This window comes from Candidatus Didemnitutus sp. (genome assembly GCA_019634575.1).
Classification (GTDB): domain Bacteria; phylum Verrucomicrobiota; class Verrucomicrobiia; order Opitutales; family Opitutaceae; genus Didemnitutus.
Genome location: JAHCAY010000001.1, coordinates 1,922,879 through 1,943,088 on the forward strand (window position 1 = coordinate 1,922,879; position 20,210 = coordinate 1,943,088).

The window sequence follows — 20,210 nt, forward strand, 5'->3', positions numbered from 1 at the left end:
CCCGTCCGCCTCGGGAATTCGTCGCGATGAAACACACTGATCTGTTTTTCCGCTCGTCGGTCTGGCTCGCGCTCCTCGCCGCCCTGACCTTCTTCGGCGCCCTCGCGCGCCCGGCCCTCGCGGCCACGCAGCCGTTCGCCCTTACGATCACCGCTCCCGTCAACAACACCTCGGTGACGCTCGGCAGCTCCGTCACGGTCACCGCCGTGGCGAGCGGCAACGCGAATCCGATCGTGAAGATCGATTTCTACGAAATGCTGTCGGGCAAGCTCATCGGCACCGCCACGAGCGCGCCCTACTCGGTCACGTGGACGCCGCCCTTGCTCGGCAACAACTTCGTGCGCGTCACCGGCACCGATTCCACCGGCGCGACCGCCAACTCCGCCATCACCACCGTCAAGACGATCGCCAGCTCATCGTCCGGCGGCAGTTCCTCTGGCGGCAGCACGCAGCAACCGTCCACCTACACCGTCACCGTGACCAACGGCACCGTGAACGGCGCGACCTCCGCCAGCTTCGCCCCCTACTCGACCGTCACGATCAAGGCCAACCCGCCGCCCGCCGGCCAGGCCTTCAAGCAATGGAGCGGCGCCTCGTTCACCGACGCCCTCGCGACGACGACCACCTTCCAAATGCCGAGCGCCAACGTGAACATCGTCGGCAGCTACTACACGCCGCCGCCGCTGCCGACGCCCGTCGCCGGCCACCCGCGACTCTGGCTCAACCCCAGCGACCTGCCGCGCCTGCGCACCTGGGCCTACTCGGGCAACATGGTCTATCAACAAGGCCTGCGCTCGATGCTCCAAGTCTCCCTGAGCGCCTACAAACTCTGTTTCCCCGACGGCGTGCATCCCGCGTCGCCCTATCCCGACTCGGGCGACATCTACGGCTACTCCGGCGCCAGCGTCACGAGCGACATGGTGAGCGAACAGCACGCGCTGCTGCTCGCGTTCTTCGGCCTCGTCGATCCCGATCCCGTCGCTCGCGCCGCCTACGCCCAGAAGGCCCGCCAGATGTTCATGTATGTGATCAACGAAGCCGACAAGGGCCACGCCGCCGGCGCGCCGTTCCGTGATCCGATCTTCGCGATCTACTGCCGCTCCAACGCCGCCGGAGAGTGCTGGCCGCTCCTCGCGGACTGGTTGCAAGGCGTCACCGACGCCAACGGCCAGCCGGTGCCAATTCTCACCGCGCAGGACAAAGCCGCCATTCGCCGCGTCTTCATGACGTGGTCCGAGGACTGCCTCAACGCCTACACCACCGGTGGCGACCATCCGAATCCGATCGGCGTGCTGAACAGCACCGCGCTGCTCCCCGGCGGCAACGCCCCGCGCATCGCGGCGAACAATTACTACCTCAATCACGCGCGCCTCATCACCATGATGCCGCTCACGCTCGACGCGGCCGATGACGCCGCCTCCGACCCGACGCTGCCCGACTCCGTCCGCGGCAACACCCTGCGCTCCTACCTTCTCAACGCCACCGGCGCGTGGCTCTACCAGCAGTATGCGATGTTCGAAGCGCCCGCGACGGTGCGCGCGACGTTCAACCTGCCCGCCACCGCCAGCGTCGGCCTCGCCTCCGGCGGCGTCGCGGTCGAAGGCGGCCTCTACGGTCATTCTGTCGGCTACGTGCAAGGCCAGCTCCTCGCACTCCAGACCGCCGGCATCACCGACCCCGCGGTCTCCGGCCCGCAGATCAACTTGATCAACTCGTCCACCTGGGACCGCTACGTGCACCACTTCTACTCGATGATGGTGCCGAAGCAGCAAGTTCCCTGGCAGCAAAGCTACCTCGGCCCGATCTACCAGATTATGAACTTCGGCGACGTGCTCCGCATCTGGGTCACGCCCGACAACATGACGACGTTCACGCTCATGGCCTTCACCGAGCAGAAACGCGGCCTCGCCACCCACCTGAACGACGCGCGCTGGATCGCGCTCCACGCCGTCGAAGGCGGTGCCGCCGGCCTGATCAACCGCATGCAGCGCCCCTGGAACGTCACCGAGACGATCCTCTACTTCATGCTCTTCGATCCGACCGACCCCACCGCGCTCAACCCCGCCGATCCGCGGCCGGCCCGTGCCACCACGTTCATCGATCCGAGCTTCGGCCGCCTCCTCGCCCGCAACGACTGGACGCCGAACGGCACGCTCTTCGACTTCCACAGCAGCTGGACCTCGATCAACCACCAGAACTGCGACGCCGGCCAATTCCAACTCTACTGCCGCGGCGAGTGGCTCACCAAGGAATTCTCCAACTACGACAACAGCACCAACGGCCAGTCCTCCATCTGGCACAACACCCTCGCGCTCCAGAACTGGTGCAGCCAGGGCACGCCGACGCTCCAGCACTTCGAGTCGTCCTACTTCATCAACGGCTCGCAATATAACAACGGCCTCAGCGCCGGCGACCCCGTTACCGTCATGAGCAACGGCGCCGGCTATGCCTACGCCTCGACCGACATGACCAAGTGCTACAACCGCCCCAGCACGTGGACGCCCAGCAATGCCCTCATGGACATCGCGCACGCCAGCCGCGCCATCGTCTGGCTCTCGCCCGACGTCACCGTCGTCTACGATCGCGCCGCCTCAGTGCACAGCGGTTTGTTCAAGCGTTTCAACCTGAACGTCACCACGACGCCCACGATCGACGCCACGAATCGCACCGCGACCGCCGTTACGCCCGGCGGCCAATACCTGTTCGTCAACACGCTCCAACCGGCCAACGCCTCGATCACCTACGTGCCCGTGAACAACTCGATGTCGCCCGTCGCCGAACTCGAGATCACGCAAGGCCGCCTCGTCGTCGAGGACCCCACGCTGCCCACGAGCACGCGCTTCCTCCACGTCATCCAGACGGCCAGCAGCGCCTCCGCCCGCCTCACACCGACCCAGGTCGACAGCACTGCCGGCGATGCCTTCACCGGCGCCGTCGTCGGCACGGACGTCGTGCTCTTCGCGGTGAACTACAGCGCCACGTTCAACGGCACCGCCTACAGCGCCCCGCTCACCACCGTGAAACACTACGTCAGCGGCGCCGTCCCTGGCGCACACTACAGCGTCGTCGCCGTGCAAAACGGCGCCAATGCCGACATCGCGATCCAACCGAGCGCCACCGGCACGTTCACCGCCGACAGCGCCGGCCTGCTCACCTTCGACCTCAGCGCCGCGCTGCCGTAACGCCACCCATGGTTCCGGGCCGGGCGCGGACCACCGCTGCCCACCTGTGCACAGGCCGCCGACGCCACCAGCGTCGGCGGCCTTTTGCTTTTCTTTTCGCGTAATCGGCTCCCGCGTTTCCCCCAATCCATCTCATTCGCTTTCGTCTTTCGCCCCAAGATGCCACTGCTGCGCCGAACCACCCTTGACTCGCCAAACGGCCCGGCAAGACAGTCGCTCGCTCCCGATCCGCCCCGATCGGCAGTCATGACCGACAACGCGCCCCGCCCCACGCCGCCACCGGACACCGAAGCCGGCGCTCCCTTCGCGCCCACCCAATGGAGCGTGATCCTCCAGGCGCGTCGCGACTCGACCAACCGCCGCGCCGCCCTCGAGCAACTCTGCGCCAGCTACTGGCTGCCCATCTACGGCTACCTGCGCCGCCGCGGCCACTCGCCCGCCGACGCCGAGGATCTCACCCAAAACTTCTTCGTCTACCTGCTCGACGGCGATTTTCTCGACCGCCCCGATCCCGCCAAAGGTCGCTTCCGCGGCTACCTCGTCGGCGCGCTGCGCCATTTTCTCAGCGAACACTTCGAGCGCGCTTCCGCCCAAAAGCGCGGCGGCCGCGCCCAGTTCATCGACTGGTCATCCCTCGACGCCGAACGCGAACTCGCCACCGTCGACCAACCCGCCGCCGATCCCAGCAGCGTCTTCGAACGCAGCTGGGCACTCACGCTCCTCGCCCGCGCGCTGCACAAGCTCGAGGACGAGCAGTCCACGCCCGCGCGCCGCGAGCAGTTCGCCGTGCTCAAGGCCTTCCTCAGCTCCGCCCCTGGTGCCGGCGACTACGATCGCGCCGCCGCCGCCCTCGGCACCACGCGCACCAACGTCGCCGTGTGGGTCCATCGCCTCAACCAGCGCTACGCCGAACTCGTGAAACTCGAAGTCGCCGCCACCGTCAGCGACCCCACCGAGGTCCGCGCCGAGATGCAGCACCTCCTCCAAGCGCTCCGCGCCTGACGCCATGCCCAGCGTTTCCGCCCAACCGTTTTTCAACATCTGTCCCTCCTGCGGCGGCTCCACGGCGCATCCGTTCGCCGTCGGCGGCGTTTGCCTGCGTTGCGCCGGCCTGCGCGCGCTCGCGGGTGAGGATTTCGCACTCACGCCTCCGACCGACGCCGTGCCGGACAACCGCTCCGGCGAGCTCCGGCGCATCGGCGCCTACGAAATCATCGACGACATCGGCCGTGGCGGCATGGGCCACGTCTACGCCGCCCGCCAGAGCGCCCTCGGCCGCATCGTCGCGCTGAAAGCCCTTCCCGACACCGGCAACGCCGCCGGGCCTGAACTCCGTTTTCTCCGCGAAGCGCAAACCGCCGCCCGCCTCCGTCATCCGCACATCGTCGCCGTGCACGATTCCGGCCGCGCCGACGGCCACGTGTTTTTCACGATGGACTACGTCGAAGGCGGCGATCTCGCGCAACGCCTGCGTCGCGGTCCGCTCGCTCCATCCGCAGCCGCCGCGCTGCTCCACAAGATCGCCCAGGCTCTCGCCTACACGCACGGCGAAGGCGTCCTCCACCGCGACCTCAAGCCCTCCAACATCCTCCTCGACGGTGACGAGCCGCGCCTCGCCGACTTCGGTCTCGCCGCCGAACTCGAGCCGGGCGGCGACCTCACCGCCGTCACCGGCGTCCTCGGCACGCCGCACTACCTCGCGCCCGAAGCCATCCTCGGCGGCAGCGCCGCCGTCACCGCCGCGAGCGATCTCTACGCTCTCGGCGTCATTGCCTACGAAATGCTCGCCGGCCGCACGCCATTCGCCGGTGCCAGCGCCGTCACGCTGCCGCAACTGGTCGCCGAGCGTCCGCCGCCCTCCCTGCGCTATCTCGCGCCCGCGACGCCGCCCGATCTCGAGACGATCACTCTCAAACTCCTCGAACGCGAACCCGAGCGCCGCTACGCCAGCGCCGCCGCGCTCGCCGAGGACCTGCGGCGCTTCCTCGCCGGCCAGCCGATTCTCGCCCAGCCGCCCGGTGCCTGGACGCGCTTCACCCGCTACGCGCGCCGCCACCGCGTCGCCTTCGGCATCGGCGCCGCCTTCGTCACCGTGCTCCTCGCCGCGACGATCGTCAGCTCCTCCCTCGCGATCCGCGCCCGCCACGCCGAGCAGCGGGCGCTGGCCGAGGCGAAGACCAGCAAGGCGTTTTCCGATTTCCTGCAAAACGATCTCCTCGCCCAAGCGTCCCCGACCGAGCAACCGGACCGCGACCTCAAGCTCCGCACCGTCCTCGACCGCGCCGCCGCCCGCTTGGAAAACCGCTTCGATGACGACCCGCTCGTGAAAGCCGACGTGCACAGCATGATCGGCCACGTCTACGACTCGCTCGGCGAATACACGCAATCCCTGCCGCACATCGAGCAGGCGTGGAAAATCCGCTCCCGCGTGCTCGGCCCCGACGCCCCGGCGACGCTCGCCGCCACCCGCGAAGTCGCGGGTGCCTTGACCAGTCTCGGCCGCACCGCCGACGCCGAACGCATCCACCGCGCCACCTTCGAACGCCAACGCCTCCTGCTCGGCCGCGCACACCCCGATACGCTCGCCGCCGCCGACGGACTCGCCGCCAATCTCCGCGACCTCGGTCGCACCACCGAAGCGGAGACGCTCATCGTCGAGAACGTCGCCCTCGCCCGGCGCGTCTTCGGCGCCGCGAGTCCCGACCGCCTCTTCGGCCTGAGCATTCTCGGCAGCATCCGCAGTCAGCAGTCGCGCTTTTCCGAGGCCGAGGCGACCTTCCGCGAAGCCGCTGAAATCGAGACCGCCGCCCATGGTCCCGAGCATCCCGACACCATCACCGCGTGGAACAACGTCGCATTCGCCTGCCGCGATCAGGGCAAATTCGCCGAAGCCGCCGCCATCAACGAACGCATCCTCGCCTACCGCCGCCGCGTCCTCGGCCCCGACCACCACGACACGCTTGTCACCACCAACAATCTCGCCGGCGTCTACAAGGCCCTCGGGCGGCTCGCCGAGGCCGAAACCCTCCAGCGCGCGAGCGTCGAAGTCGCCCGCCGCACGCTCGGCGACCGCCACATGGAGACGCTCGTGTTCATGGGCAACCTCGCCGACACCTATCGCCGCGAAGGCAAACTCGCCGAGGCCGTCGCGCTCACCCGCGAAACGCTCGACCTTCGCCGCACCGTGCTCGGCCCCGCGCACCCGCACACGCTCATGGCGCTCTTCCAACTCGGTGATCTACTTCTCCGCCAAGGCAAACCGACCGAGGCCGAACCCGTCCTCCGCGAATCGCTCGCCGCGCAACTGCAGGCCGACGCAAGCGGCTGGATGGCCGCCGCCGCCCGCGCAAACCTCGGCACCGCCCTCGCCCGCCTCGGCCGTTTCGCCGAAGCCGAGCCGTTGCTGCTCGAAGGCCACCGCGTCCTCGCCGCCAATCTCGAGCGCATCCCCGCGCTCCGCCGCAACATCGTCCAGGAAACGCGCGAGCACCTCGCCGAACTCTACACTGCATGGGCCAAACCCGACCGCGCCGCCGAGTTCAAGTGACGATCGCATCGGGGCAATTTGCCGTAATACGGCAAATTGCCCGGCCCTCGCTTCGACCCAAGACGGCTCCCGGGCGTCGCAATTTTGCGTAATACGCAAAATTGCCCGCACGCCGTCTTTCCGAGCGATGGCGCGAAAAATAGCCTCGGCTTGCGACCGGCCGCGCACCCCGGCGCGGACGACCTGAAGTCCGCGCTACTGGTTCAACGGCACGAAGCCCCACTGCGTCGCGGAAAACAATCCGCGATCGCTCAGCTTCAAGTCGGGGATCACCAGCAGCGCCATGAACGACAGCGTCATGAACGGCGCGTCGAGCTTCGAGCCGAGCATCTTCGCCGCGCGATCGAGCTCCGTGTAACGCCGCGCGACCCAGCGACCGTCGCGGTCCGACATCAGCCCCGCGATCGGCAACGGCAGCACGCGCCCGCGCCCCGCGCGGTCGACCACACTCAGGCCACCGCGGTGCTTGATCACGGCATTGACCGCCCGCGCGAGCGCCGCGTCGTCCGCGCCGACCGCCACGATGTTATGCGAATCGTGCGCGACGGACGAGGCCAGCGCGCCCGTCTTCAGACCGAAACCGCGAATGAAGCCCACCGCCACCGGTGCGCGCGGCGCGTAGCGGTTCACGACGACGATCTTCAACAGATCGCGCTTCACGTCCGCCACGAACTCCCGTCCGCGCACCGCCGGCTCCTCGCGCAACTGGCGCGTGATGAGCTGGCCGTTGAGCGCCTCGATCACGTTCAATCTCGCGCCGCCCGTCGGGCGCGCGCCGAAATCCGCCGCCGCGCGCGGTTGGGCGTGGAACTGGTTCGGCGTCCTGGCGCGCAAGCGCTTCAGACGCGAACGCCCGTTCGCGGCGACGAGTTCGCCGTCGATGTAGGTGCGCTCCACGCGAAAGTTCTTCCAGCCATCCACGACGACGAAATCCGCCGGATCGCCCGCGCGCAGCAGGCCGACACGCATCCGGTAATGCTCCACCGGATTCACACTCGCCGCGCGGAGCACATCGAAACGATCTGCACCCGTCGCCAGCGCGCGGCGCACGTGCGCATCGAGGTGGTGTTGCACGAGCAGGTCAGGATGCAGGTCGTCACAGCACAGCATCACCCGCTCTGGTGCGGATTTCAGCAGCGGCGCGAGTGCGGCGAAGTTACGCGCCGCCGAGCCCTCGCGGATGAGAATCTTCATGCCCGCCGCGAGCTTGTCCTGCGCCTCCTCGAGCGTGAAACACTCGTGGTCTGTCGACGGACCGGCCGCCGCGTAGGCGCGGGCCGGCTCGCCGCGCAGGCCGGGCGCGTGGCCGTCGACCGGTTTGTCGAGCTTCTGCGCCGCCGCGATCATCGCGCGCAACGACGGATCGCCGCCGAGCACGCCGGGAAAATTCATCACTTCGGCGAGATAGTGCACATCGCGCCGCTTGAGCAGGCGCGCGACCGCCTTCGCATCGAGCGTGGCACCGGCGGTCTCGAACGTCGTCGCCGGCACGCACGACGGCGCGCCGAAATGAAACTTGAGCGGCGTGCGCGCACCGTCGCGGATCATGTAATCGACCCCGCGTTCGCCGAGGACGTTGGCAATTTCGTGCGGGTCGGAAATCGTCGCCACCGTGCCGTGGGCGACGGCGAGCCGCGCGAATTCCGACGGCGGCAGCAGCGAACTCTCGATGTGGATGTGCGCATCGACGAAGCCCGGCATGATCAACCGCGTCTCGCGCACACGCGCGTCCTCGCGCACGGCGACCACGCGACCTTCGCTCCATTCGACGACGCCGGAAAAAATCCGGCGGGCATGCAGGTCGACGATTTGCCCGGCGAGGCGTTGAGGACGCGGCTTCATGCGGGACAGTCAGGCAACCATCGGTCGGCGGCGCAATGCCGGCCTCCGGGCGCGATTTGCTGTAACCGCGGGGCCGGTGGCGGGTTCTCTTGACGAGGCGACTCTACCCGCCGCCTGACCACCATGCTCACCGACCTGCGTCTCGCCCTTCGTCAACTCGCCAAGTCACGCGGTTTCGCCTGCATCGCGATCCTTACGCTCGCCGTCGGCATAGGCGCCTCCACCGCGATGTTCAGCGCCTTGCGCGCGCTCGTGGTGCAGCCGTTCGATTACCCGGCGGCAGACCGCATCGTGCAAGTGTGGTCCGGCAACGGCTGGCCGCTTTCGCCGGCGGACTACCTCGATCTCGAGAAACAAAACCGCTGCTTCGAGCAGTTCGGCATCTACCAAAAGGAAAGCGTCAATCTCGGCGGCGAGACCGCGCAGGGCGTCCCCGGTGTGCGGCTCTCGCCCGGCGTGCTGCCGGCCTTCGGTGTCGCGCCCGCCCTCGGCCGCGGCATCACGGAGGAAGACTGCCGCCCCGGCTCCGCTCCGGTGGCGATCATCAGCCATGCCCTGTGGCAACAGATGCTCGGCGGCGATGCGACCAAGGTCGGCCGCACCATCCGCCTGAATTCCACGGACGTGACCGTGATCGGCGTCATGCCGGCCTCGTTCGAATTCGCCTCGCCGTGGATGCGCACCGAGGACTGCCAGGTCTGGCTGCCGATGCGCCTCGGCGACGACGAGCGCAAGCAGCGCGACAGCCACTATCTCTGCTCGGTCGCGCGCCTGAAACCCGGTGCCACCGTCGGCAGCGCCGACGCCGAGATCAAGGCCATCGGCAAGCAGCTCTCGGCGCTTTATCCCGACAGCAACACCCACAAGAAATTCCTCGTGCGCTCCCTGCGCGAGGAAATGACCCGCGAACTCGGCGGCCGCGTCTGGCTGCTCTTCGCCTCCGTCGGCCTCGTGTTGCTCGTGGCCTGCGCCAACGTCGCTTCGATGCTGCTCGCCCGCAGCACGCAGCGGCAGGGCGAATTCGCCGTGCGCGTGGCGCTCGGCGCTCCGCGCAGCCGGCTCGTGCGGCTGACGCTGGCGGAGAGCGGACTGCTCGCGCTCTTCGGCATCGCCCTCGGGCTCGCCCTCGCTTGGGGCGGCGTCGAGGTGCTCCGCGCCATCGCGCCGGCCACGGCGGCGCGCAAAGCTGCCATCTCGCTCGATTGGCTCACGATCGCGTTCGCGGTCGGCACCGCCTTGTTCACGGCGCTGGGCGCAGGTCTGCCGCCGGCGCTCGCCGCGGCGCGCACCTCGATCAGCTCCATCCTGCGGCAGGACGCGCGCGGCGCGGGCGGCCCGGGGTCGCGCCACCTCATGTTGCGCGGATTGCTCGTCGGGCAGATCGCCGTGGCCTTCGTGCTCGCGAACGGCGCCGCGTTGTTCTCCGCCTCATATTTCAAAATCCTCGAACAGAACAAACTGCTCTCGACCGATCGCGTGCTGTCCGCGCGGCTCAGTTTCCGCGGCAAAGCCTACGAGGAAGACGCCGCCCAGGTGCGCGCGTGGGAGAAACTCGCCGAGCGCCTCGGCGCCCTGCCGGGCGTGACCGCCGTCGGCCTCACCTCGAAGCTCCCGCTCGAGGGTGGCAGCAACACCAGCGCACTCGTCAACGACGAGGTCTACGACCCGACCGTGCGCCGCCGCAACGTCGAGCGCTCGTCCATCACGCCGGGTTACTTCGAGGCCATGGGGCTCGCCTTCGTGCGCGGCCGCAACCTCACCTCCGCCGACGACATGACGAAGGACGGTCATCTCGGCGTCGTGGTGAACCGGGCCTTCGTCGACAAGGCCTGGCCGGACAAGGACCCGATCGGGCAAGTCTTCCGCGCCAACCAAGCCAAGGACCCGTGGTATACCGCCACCGTCGTCGGCGTGGTGGAAAACGTCCGCCAATGGGGCGCGACCGCCGAGGTGCAGCCGGAAATGTATACGACTCCGCCGCGGCACTGGGGCGACACCGTTTACGTGAACCTGCGCTCGTCGCAGCCGGCGTCGTTGCTCGCGCCGCTGCTGCGGAAAACCGTGGCCGAGATCGATCCCGAGCTGCCGGTCGAGGACGTCCGCACGCTCGACCAGGTCGTGCGCGAGGCCACCGCGGGCGAGCGTTCTGTGGCGGGCTTGGTGGATTTCTTCATGGCCGTCGCGCTCGGGCTCGTCGCCGTCGGACTCTACGGCACGCTCAGCTACATGGTGGCGCAACGCACGCGCGAGATCGGCGTGCGGCTCGCGCTCGGGTCGCTCGGCGGCGGCATCCTCCGCCTCGTGCTCGTGCAAGGCTTGCGCTGGGTCGCGCTCGGGCTCGCGCTCGGCCTCGCCGGCACGCTCGCGCTGACAAGCGTGCTGAAGGGCCTCGTCTACGGCATGACCGGCATCAGCGTGACGCCTCTGCTGCTCGCCTCCGGCCTCGTGCTCGCGGCCGGCGTGGGCGCCATTCTGCTTCCCGCCTGGCGCGCCTCGCGGCTCGACCCGATGGAGGCGTTGCGCATCGACTGATGCCGCGCCGGAGCGGCGCGAGAAATTCCCCTCGCAAAATCGCCGTTCCGCGTTTGGTTTGGCGCCATGTCCGTTCACAACCTCACCCGCGAATACCAGCATCCCGTCACGCCTCGCTTGGATGACGAGGACGATGACCACGAGTGCGGCGCCGCCAGCAAGTCGCCGTCGCCGGTGGGCGCGCAAATCCAGCGGAAGTTCCTCGAACAGCGGAAGATCTTCCTCTGGGGCGCCGTCACCGACGAGTCGGCCAAGGACCTCACCGAGAAGCTTCTCTACCTCGAGGCCGTGGCTCCGGGCAAAGAGATCAATTTCTACATCAACAGCCCGGGCGGCTCCATCACCGCCGGCATGGCCGTCTACGACACCATGCAACTCATCACCTCGCCCGTGAACATCATCGTCACCGGCATGGCCGCTTCGATGGGCTCGATCCTGCTCAGCGCCGCCAAGAAGGGCCGCCGCTACCTCTATCCCCACGCCCGCGTGCTCATCCACCAGCCGTTGATCTCCGGCCGCTTCATCGGCCCGGCGACGGACATCAACATCCAGGCGAAGGAAATGGAAAAAGTCCGCGTGGAGCTGAACCACATCCTCGCGGCCGCATCCGGCCAGCCGATCGAGAAGATCAACAAGGACTCCGACCGCGATTTCTACCTCAACGCCGAGGAAGCCATCGCCTACGGCCTCGCCGACAAGATCGTCGACAAGGTCTGAGCACCCCGCATTGGAAACCAGCCGGCCCGCGCCGGAAAAATTTCAGCCCGCCAGCGATGGCGGGCTTTTTCGTGGCGGGAGGCGCGCGAATTCCGGCGTCGGCCCCGACAGAGGAGACCCTCGCTTCCGGTCAGACGGTCCACAACCGCCGCGACAGCTGGAGCCGATTCACTTCGGCGCAGTGGGTGCCGCGGCCGGCAGCAAGCCGGCGGCGCGCCGGGCGAATTCCAGCGAGCGCGTCATGTCCCCCGCCGCATCCGCCACGCGCCGCGCCTCCTGCAATGCGCGCAGCTGGGCATCGGGCGTCGGGGCGTTTGAGCGCACCAGCAGCTCGAAAAACGGCAGCGCTTCGCGGGCCGTGCCGTGCGCCGCGACGAGTTCGGCCGCCAGTTTCACCAGCGGCCACTCGCCGGAGGAAGCGGGCGGCAAATTCGGCATGAAGGCGAGCACCGCGACCGCCGCCGCCGGGCGGTTGTGCGCGATCTCGTAGCGCGCCGCCGCCAGCGCCAGCGGCACGCTCGGCTGCTCGCGCATGCCGCGTGCGAGCAGCTCGCGCGCCTCGTCGTCGAGCCCGAGCCGGTCGAGCACGATGACTTTCCGGGCGATGGCGTAGCCGGCGAGCGTGTGCGGCACGTTCGCGAGATTCCGCACCTGCTCGTCGAGCCCGACCTTGAACGGGCGATAAAGCGGATCTCCGAGGATGATCGTCTGCCAGCTCAGGGCCGGCGTGGCGAACCACGCCGCGTCGCCCAGCGTCTTGCCCCGCGCGAGTTCGGCCAGCAACAGCTGCGGCCGGATGGTGAACTCGAGGTAGGGCTCGAACACGTTGCCGAATGTCGCCGTGACGCCGTGCGCCAGCAGCGGGCCGCACCAATAGTCGGTCGTCGTGCGCAGCGACGCCGCGGACACGCTGTGGATGTGCAGCGCGATCGCACCGGGCGGGAACCGGAAGTCCGGCCGCGCGAACGGCCCGTTCACCGTCATCGCATACCAGCCGAAATACAGCACGGGCGCGTCGAAGCGGTCCGTCACGTCGAACATGCCGCTCCCGCTCTGCACGTCGCCAGGGAAACCGAGATTCACCAACTGGTCGCGTGTCGCCTCGAGCCAGCGGTCGCCATTGGCGTGCGGCCCGCCGAGATCCACGTAGTAGCGGCCGAGCAAGCCCTGCTGCTCCGCCTCGAGCGCGGAGGTCACGAGGTTGCGCGCCGCGCTGTCGCTCGGGCCGTCGAGGCGCGCGGTCTTCACCACGAGTTCGGCACTGATTTCCGAGGCGCGCTGCGCACCGAAAAGCGGGTTCTGCAACGGGCCGAGGTTCGGTGGATTGTTCTGCGCGATCAGCGCGAGCTCGGAATCGACGGCGGCGCCGGTGGTGCGGAATTCCTTCTGCAGGCGCGAGGCCATGCGTTCGTCGAACGTCGTCGGGTCGTTGTCGATGCGCAGCGGCGTGCCGCGACAGAGGACGAGATAGGCGAGCTTGTGTCCGGTGAGGGCCGCGCGGCGGCGTCCGAGCGCGTCGAGTTTTTCCGACAAGTAACCCTCGAGCCAGTTGCGGCGCAGCAATTCGTCCTGCAACGGCTGCCAGATGAAATCCACGAACGTCCGCCACGTGATCGTCTCTTCCGCCGGCATCGGCAGGGCGATGAGGTTGGCGGCGGGAATGCCGCGCTTCGCCGCATAGAATTCGCCGAGCGCGACCGACTCCGGCTGGCGCGCATTCACGAGCACTACGGTGCGCGCGGCGAGATCGTCGGCCGCCGCATGCGCCACCGTAGCGAGCAAAACGAGCAGGCCCAGCGTGCGCAGCAGGGAATTCATGCCCGGCCGAATCGAAACCCGAGCCACACCGCGAGCAGGCAGAGCGCGAGCGACAGCGTGACATTCAGCACCGCCGCCGCCCATTGGCCGCGGAGCATCTGGTCGAGCGTCTGCCAGCTGAACGTCGAGAAGGTCGTGAACCCGCCGCAAAATCCGATCACCAGCGCGCTCTGCACGCGCGCCGCGGCGTCGGGCTCGAGCGAGCCGAGCCGGGCCATCAGCCAGCCAATCAGCAGCGAGCCGGCAGCGTTGATCAGGAGCGTGCCCCAAGGAAAACGCGCGCCGGAGAACGCATGTCCGGCCAGAGCGCGGAGCACCGAACCGAGCGCGCCGCCGAGGCCAATCCAGAGCAGCGCGCCGGCGTTCATGGAGTCTTCGGGGTCGGAGCCGCAGCGTTGGCCGCCGCGACCTGGCGACGAACCAGTTGCTCGCGGAGGTAACTGTCGAGCGGCGCGGATTTCCATGCCGTAACCCAGAGGCGGGCGAGCATGTCGGCGCCGGTCAGCAGCTGGCCTTCGAAAAAGGCGCGCCCCTCAGGCGTCACGGGCAGCTCGGGACCGTTGCCGAGCAGCTTGGCTTTCTCGAGTTGGTAGAGCGGTTCGACCTTGGCGTGTTGCGCAACGACGTAGTCCACCGCGGCAACGAACACCGGATCGCGTCCGTCCGCGCGCGCCGGCAGCGGCATCGGCTCGGCAACGGCCACGCGCGCCTTGAGCGCCGCGGCCTTGAGGCCGGCCTTGGCGATGAAACCGCCGTCGCACCACGAGTGGATGCGCGGAGAAGTGGTGTAGCCGTGCGGGTTGGCACCGACCCAGCCGTTGTGATGCACCGTCGTGTGCAGCGGCTGCGCGCAGTCCGCCGTGCCGTGCGCGAGCAAGCCCATCGCATAGAGCACGTCGGCCTGCGCATTCGCGATCTCGGACGGCGTGCCGCCGACTTCCTGATAGGCCTTCAGATAGCCGAAGGCGGAGCGGAGCTTGTGGAAATTCTCGGCGATCGCCCACGGCGCGAAGCCGGGCCACTCGTTGGTGTGGCCGCTGTTCTTCTCCGGATCGATGACCGGAAACTTGTCCGCGTGCGCCGCGCGGCCGGCCGCAAACGCCACCGCGAAGTCGAGCCGGTAGGAAGGCAGTTCCTTCAGGTCGAGGCCGGCATCGGGCACCTGCTCAAGGTCGAAGAAGTGATCGGTCCAGCTGCCGCCGACCTGCTTGAGCGCGGGGTCGACGTTGCGCCAACGGTCGGGGACGTTCGCCATGTGCAGGATGCGGTCGGTCGCGGCGGCATCGCGGGCGAAGGCCGGAAAATCCGCCGGCAGGGAATCGAGCGCGAGCTGAGCAACGATACGGTGACCTTCGTAATCCCACGCCTGCGCGAGGGAGGCTGCGCACAGCGCGCCAGCCACAAGGACGAGACGGACAGGTGACAACATGCGGTGAGTTTCAGGACGCCCCACCGCGCTTGGCCAGCCTCTATTTCCTGGCCGCGGTGCACCGCGGCGCGGGTCGCCACGACCCACTTCGCGGCCCTTGCGCTGTCCGATTTGCGCCGCGCGGCCTAAGAATCGTTCCGGCGATCCGTCGTCGTTCTGATATGAGAACTTTAGCGTTGGTCTGCCTGTGGCTGATCACGGGCGTCGTGGGAGCCGCCCTCTTCGAGTGGTTGACCGCTGATCGATCGGCATGGACGGCCGAGAGCGAGCTCGGCGCATTCCGTGACCACGTGCAGGCCGAGATGGGAAAGCGCCAGCTGATCCCGGTGTCCCCGACAGCCTATGTCGTGTCAATGGTGCCGCCCCAAATGCTGCCGGGCGAGCGCAACCAGCTCACCGCGCTAGAACAACGACATGAGACGTTTCGATTTCGCCGCGAGCTGGCCCGGTGGATCTTCACACGCGGTCTCTGCGTCGGCCTCGCGTTCGCGGCAATTTCCGCGTTGGCGAAAAGGTAGTCGTTCGCCGTCCGCGCGGGCGCTATTTTTTCGGTTCAGGCCGGAGCTTTTCGACCTGCGCCGCGTAGGCCGCGATGCCGGCGGCGATCGACTCGGCAATCTGCTGGCGGAACTCGGGCTTCGCGACGCGGCGCGCCTCGTCGTCGTTCGAGAGATAAGCGCACTCGACGAGCACGCCGGGGCAATTGAGCGTGCGCAACACAGCCCAGCGTGCGCGCTTGTAGCCGCGATCGGGCGTCTCGACGCCGTTCACCATCGCGCGATGCATGGCGAAACCGAGCAGGAGGTTCGCGTGGTCGTAGCGGTTGCCGGGAAACGCACGCGAGGTGTCGTCGTCGGGCTCGGTCGACGCGGTCGAGAGCATGCCGCGCGGCGTGAAGCTGTAGGTCTCGACGCCACGGATGGATTCGGGCGCGTGGTTGAAGTGGATGCTGACGAAGAGGTCGGCGAGCGCCTTGTTCGCGAAATCGGCGCGGAGTGGCAGATCAACGCGGGGATTGGAGGAGAAGCGCGTGTCGCCGGTGCGCGTGAGCTTCACGCGGTAGCCGCGCGCCGTGAGGAGTTTTTCGACGCGCTTGGCGACGTCGAGCGCGGCGGTTTTCTCGGCAATGCCGACTTTGCGGTTGTCGGTGCCGGGATCGGTGCCGCCGTGGCCGGGGTCGAGGACGATGAGGCGCGGCGCGACAGCTGGGAGCTGGCTGGCGAGATCGCCGGGACGGAAGAGCGGCAGGACGGTTTTCTCGGCGTCCAGCTTGGTGATCCACAGGCTGTCGGCCGAGGCGACGACCGGGCGACCCATGTGGATGCGGACGCCATCGAGATAGAAGTCGCGCTCGACGTCCTCGAACACGCAGCGCACCCCTCCGGCGTCGGCGAGCGTGGCTTTCTTGCCGGTGAAGGTGAGCTTCAGGCCGAGTTTTTTCGCGATGACCGTGAGGTCGACGTAGTCGTCGCCGTAAAGCCGGGCGCTGGGCCATTCGGTGACGCCGAGCACGGCGCCGGGGCGCGTGGGCGCGGCGCGAACGGGCGCCGGGGTCTGGCGCGCGAAAACTCCGGCGCTCGCAGCGAGCAGCGCGAACGCGGCGGCGAGGACCCGGATCATGCTCGGCGACGCCGCGGAGCGGCGCGCGTCAGGATTGAGGCGCGGCGGCGTGATCGCCGTCGGAGCTGGCCGGCTGAGCCGGCGCGGACTCGCGAACGTGATACTTCGGCTTGCGCTTGTTCACCGGGTTCGGCGTCAGCATGACGTTGATCTGCTTGCCGGTGAGCTTCGGCACGGAGTCCGGGTGGCCCATGGTCTCGAGTTCCTTGAGGGCGCGGTTCATGACGTCGAAGCCCATCTCGGTGTGCGCCATTTCGCGGCCGCGGAATTTCAGGCGGAGCTTCACCTTGCTGCCCTCGTCGAGGAATTCCTCGGCGTGGCGCACCTTGGTTTCGAAGTCGTGCTTCTCGATGCGGACGGTGAACTCGATCTCCTTGAGCTTCGTGCCGGCGGGCTTCGAGTGGGCGTGCTTTTTCTGCTCCTCGTAAATGTATTTGCCGAAGTCCATGATGCGGCACACCGGCGGGACGGCGGCGGATGCGACTTCGACGAGGTCGAGGTTGAACTGCTGCGCGAGAGCGAGGGCCTTCGGCGTATCGAGGATGCCGAGCTGGCGGCCTTCGGGGGAGATGACGCGCACCTGGGGGGATTTGATGCGCGCGTTACGCTTGATGTGAGCGTAGGGGTCGTTGTTGCGGGGAGCGCCGCGATTATAGGGCTGGCGGGTGCCGCCGGAGGAGGAAGGAAGTGCCATTAATTAGGTTTGCTGAACCGAGTAGGTGGGCCGTCTTTTTGCCGTGAAGGAGGGTGATGACAACCCCTTTTTGAGCCAGTTGCATCGGGGAACGCCAGAGCTGCGCGTCCGGCCGCGCCCGGCGGACGCTCAACGCGGCGCCGGCAAACAGGCCTGCAAGGCCGCCGCCAGGTCGCGCAACCGCACCGGCTTGGTCAGAAAGTGGCTCATGCCGGCGGCGAGGCAGGCCTCGCGGTTGCTCGCCCGGACGTTGGCCGTGACCGCGATGATGGGCGGCCGGTCGCCGGGACGCCGGGTGCGGATCAGCCGCGTGGCCTCGATCCCGTCGAGGTCGGGCAACTGACAATCCATCAGAATCACGTCCCACTCTCCCACCCCCGCTTGGGCGACGGCGCTCGCGCCGTTTTCAGCGACTTCGAAGCGCAGGCCCAGGCGCTGCAGGTAAAGGCCCATCACCTGGCGATTGGTCGCGTCGTCCTCCACGAGGAGAACCCGGCCGGACAGGCGCGGGAGCGGGCCGTCCGCTTCGTCCTTGGGCGCGGGAGCCGCAGCCACCACCAGTTGCACGGTGAAACGGAAGATCGAGCCGTGGTTCGGGGCGCTTTCGACCACAATGTCGCCGCGCATCGCCCCGGCGAGTTTGCGGGAGATAGCGAGCCCGAGTCCGGTGCCGCCGTAGCGCCGGCTCATCGAGCTATCGGCCTGCGTGAACGGCCGGAACAGCCGCGCCTGCGTCGCCGCATCCATGCCGATGCCGGTGTCGCTGACGGCAAACTCGAGCATGCAGGATTCGCCCGGCCGCGCCGCCGCCGCGTCCCCGAGCACGCGCACGGCCAGCCGCACCTCACCCTCGGGCGTGAACTTGATCGCGTTGCTCAACAGATTGAGCAGCACCTGCCGCACGCGCGTGGGATCGCCCAGCCACAGCACCGGAGCGTCCGTCGGCAAATCCACCCGCAACACCAAACCCGCCGCCTCGGCCCGCGGCCGCATCGCCGTCGCCACCGCATCCACGAGCCCGCGCAATTCGAACGGCACATGCTCGAGCTCGAGCCGCCCCGCCTCGATGCGCGAGAAATCCAGCACGTCGTTCAGGAGATCGTGGAGCGCGTTGGCCGAGGCCGAGGCCACGCGGACCATCTCGAGCTGGCGTGGCGTCATGTCCGCCGAATCGTGGAGCAGCTGGAGCATGCCGATGAAGCCGTTCATCGGCGTGCGGATCTCGTGGCTCATCGTGGCGAGGAACTCGCTCTTGGCGCGGTTGGCGGCCTGGGCGTTCTCGCTCGCGGCGCGCAGATCGACCTCGACCAGCTGACGGCGCGCCACCTCGTCGCCGAGCGAGCGGACCAGCGCGGCGTTTTCGTAGCCGAGGCGCAACGTCCCCGCGAGCGTCCGATACTGCTGGATCGCCGCGATCGTCATGTAGACGAGATAAAGCACCGACATGAACCCGAGACCGAGATTCACCGGCGCGGGAGCGTTCGCGGTGAGGAACCGCATCATCAAAGGCACAACCGACAGGTAAAGATAGCCGAGATTCGCCGCCGGCACCGGCACGAGCAACCGCGCCGCGCCCGTCGTGAGACCCGCCAGCACGAGCACGATCGCCGTCTGATATTCCGGCGGCACGACCGGATAGAAAAACCACGCCGACGCGCCCCACAACAGCCCCGCCAGCGCACTCGTGACGACGAAGGCGCTCCAGTTCCACGGCGTCACCGCCCGCATCGGCTCCCGGCGAAACCAGATCCACAAACCCACCCGCGCGAAATTCACCGCCAGCGCCACACCGAGCCACACGCCCACCGCGAGCGTCGGCAACGCTGTCGTGAGGATGCCCGCCAGCAACGCCGCGATCAGCGAGCCGACCACCGAACCGACGATCGAGTCGCGAAAAGCGACGCGCACCAGCTCATCGCTGACCTGACGCACCAAGGACTCGCGGCGATCCGCAGCAGCAGGAGGAAGGGAATGGGTTTCCACGCTTACGCCGCGCACGGCGGCACCGTTAACACAGGGGAAATCGCCCCGCTTGTCGACCAAGTCCGGGCACCGCACCGGCCCGCGCGCCGGCGCGAAGGCGACCGCACGCTAGACACTGAAACTCTCGCCGCAGGAGCACGACGCCTTGGCGTTCGGATTCGCGAACTTGAAGCCGCCGCCGACCATCTTGTGCGAATAGTCAAGCACCGTGCCCTTGAGATAGAGTGCGGTCTTCGGATCGACGAGCACCGACGCGCCGGCGGTGCGGACGAGAATGTCGCCGCGCTTCGCGTCCGCCGTGAACCGCAACTTGTAGCTGAGCCCGTTGCACCCGCCACCGGTGATGGCGATGCGGAGAAAGTCCCCCTGCCGCTCGCGCGCGATCAGCGCCGCGACCTTCGCGCCCGCGTCGGCGGTGAGGCGAACGAGGTTTTCGTTACCCTCGCGCACGCCTTCCGGCAACGCGCGCGACGCGGCGAGTGAAGCGAGTTGTTCTGGAGCAGTTTCAGCCATCGACGCTCCCCACAGAGTCGCGAATTCGCGCCGTGGCAACTGCGAGCTGCGCCAAGTCGGCCGCATTCGGCATCCCGAGCTTGTCAGCCCCGAAGCGACGCAATACCAAGACTGCGGGCCGACTATGGAGAGTTTCCGATTCGACGTATTCCCGAGCCACAGTCCCAAAGAGAAGTCATCCGTCCGTCCGCATGCGAAGCGCCGGCACAAGGACGGGTTCCGCGCTTGGCTCGATGAGCGGGGGAGCAGGTGCGCCGACGGAAGGATGTCGAGAACCGAAGAAGAGTGCGAACACATGCGCGTGAGTGTGTTCAACGCGTCGGCCAGTTCCTT

13 protein-coding genes and 1 pseudogene are annotated in these 20,210 nt (G+C 68.0%); 6 read left to right on the forward strand and 8 right to left on the reverse strand.

The window, feature by feature from the left end; translation table 11 throughout:
* Positions 1 to 26 precede the first annotated feature (26 nt).
* The 3 genes from KF715_08090 (at position 27) to KF715_08100 (ending at position 6,729) form a co-directional block, all read left to right on the forward strand.
* On the forward strand, positions 27 to 3,182 hold the full coding sequence (locus tag KF715_08090) for a hypothetical protein (protein MBX3736633.1): 3,156 nt from the start codon (positions 27 to 29) through the stop codon (positions 3,180 to 3,182).
* A 246-nt stretch (positions 3,183 to 3,428) separates the two neighbouring features.
* Positions 3,429 to 4,184: a sigma-70 family RNA polymerase sigma factor gene (locus tag KF715_08095; GenBank protein MBX3736634.1), complete on the forward strand. Its 756-nt coding sequence runs from the start codon at positions 3,429 to 3,431 to the stop codon at positions 4,182 to 4,184.
* A 4-nt stretch (positions 4,185 to 4,188) separates the two neighbouring features.
* On the forward strand, positions 4,189 to 6,729 hold the full coding sequence (locus KF715_08100; GenBank protein ID MBX3736635.1) for a serine/threonine protein kinase: 2,541 nt from the start codon (positions 4,189 to 4,191) through the stop codon (positions 6,727 to 6,729).
* 195 nt (positions 6,730 to 6,924) lie between these two features.
* Here KF715_08100 and ade read toward each other — a convergent pair whose 3' ends face one another.
* On the reverse strand, positions 6,925 to 8,571 hold the full coding sequence (ade, locus tag KF715_08105; protein ID MBX3736636.1) for an adenine deaminase: 1,647 nt from the start codon (positions 8,569 to 8,571) through the stop codon (positions 6,925 to 6,927).
* 123 nt (positions 8,572 to 8,694) lie between these two features.
* Between ade and KF715_08110 the strand changes: the two genes are divergently transcribed.
* A complete protein-coding gene (locus KF715_08110) occupies positions 8,695 to 11,103 on the forward strand; it encodes an ABC transporter permease (protein ID MBX3736637.1) in 2,409 nt (802 codons plus the stop codon).
* Between the two features lie 66 nt (positions 11,104 to 11,169).
* Positions 11,170 to 11,820 (forward strand): ATP-dependent Clp protease proteolytic subunit, encoded by a 651-nt coding sequence (locus KF715_08115; GenBank protein MBX3736638.1) that lies wholly within the window; start codon positions 11,170 to 11,172, stop codon positions 11,818 to 11,820.
* 168 nt (positions 11,821 to 11,988) lie between these two features.
* Here KF715_08115 and KF715_08120 read toward each other — a convergent pair whose 3' ends face one another.
* From KF715_08120 to KF715_08130, 3 genes and pseudogenes are all read right to left on the reverse strand, one after another.
* Positions 11,989 to 13,638 (reverse strand): TIGR03790 family protein, encoded by a 1,650-nt coding sequence (locus KF715_08120; protein MBX3736639.1) that lies wholly within the window; start codon positions 13,636 to 13,638, stop codon positions 11,989 to 11,991.
* Positions 13,618 to 14,006, reverse strand: a pseudogene (gene crcB, locus KF715_08125) (fluoride efflux transporter CrcB). The gene KF715_08120 and the pseudogene crcB overlap by 21 nt, the downstream one beginning before the upstream one ends.
* Positions 14,003 to 15,067 carry a hypothetical protein gene (locus KF715_08130; protein MBX3736640.1) on the reverse strand — a complete coding sequence of 355 codons (1,065 nt, stop codon included), beginning with the start codon at positions 15,065 to 15,067 and terminating at the stop codon, positions 14,003 to 14,005. The pseudogene crcB and the gene KF715_08130 overlap by 4 nt, the downstream one beginning before the upstream one ends.
* A 29-nt stretch (positions 15,068 to 15,096) precedes the next feature.
* Between KF715_08130 and KF715_08135 the strand changes: the two genes are divergently transcribed.
* Complete coding sequence (locus tag KF715_08135; protein MBX3736641.1) at positions 15,097 to 15,585, forward strand: hypothetical protein; 489 nt, start codon at positions 15,097 to 15,099, stop codon at positions 15,583 to 15,585.
* 22 nt (positions 15,586 to 15,607) lie between these two features.
* Here KF715_08135 and KF715_08140 read toward each other — a convergent pair whose 3' ends face one another.
* From KF715_08140 to KF715_08155, 4 genes are all read right to left on the reverse strand, one after another.
* Complete coding sequence (locus KF715_08140) at positions 15,608 to 16,687, reverse strand: N-acetylmuramoyl-L-alanine amidase (GenBank protein MBX3736642.1); 1,080 nt, start codon at positions 16,685 to 16,687, stop codon at positions 15,608 to 15,610.
* A 28-nt stretch (positions 16,688 to 16,715) separates the two neighbouring features.
* Positions 16,716 to 17,381 carry a translation initiation factor IF-3 gene (infC, locus tag KF715_08145; GenBank protein ID MBX3736643.1) on the reverse strand — a complete coding sequence of 222 codons (666 nt, stop codon included), beginning with the start codon at positions 17,379 to 17,381 and terminating at the stop codon, positions 16,716 to 16,718.
* Between the two features lie 129 nt (positions 17,382 to 17,510).
* Positions 17,511 to 19,364, reverse strand: a complete 1,854-nt coding sequence (locus tag KF715_08150; protein ID MBX3736644.1) for a response regulator — start codon at positions 19,362 to 19,364, stop codon at positions 17,511 to 17,513.
* 108 nt (positions 19,365 to 19,472) lie between these two features.
* On the reverse strand, positions 19,473 to 19,877 hold the full coding sequence (locus tag KF715_08155) for an iron-sulfur cluster assembly accessory protein (GenBank protein MBX3736645.1): 405 nt from the start codon (positions 19,875 to 19,877) through the stop codon (positions 19,473 to 19,475).
* Positions 19,878 to 20,210 lie beyond the last annotated feature (333 nt).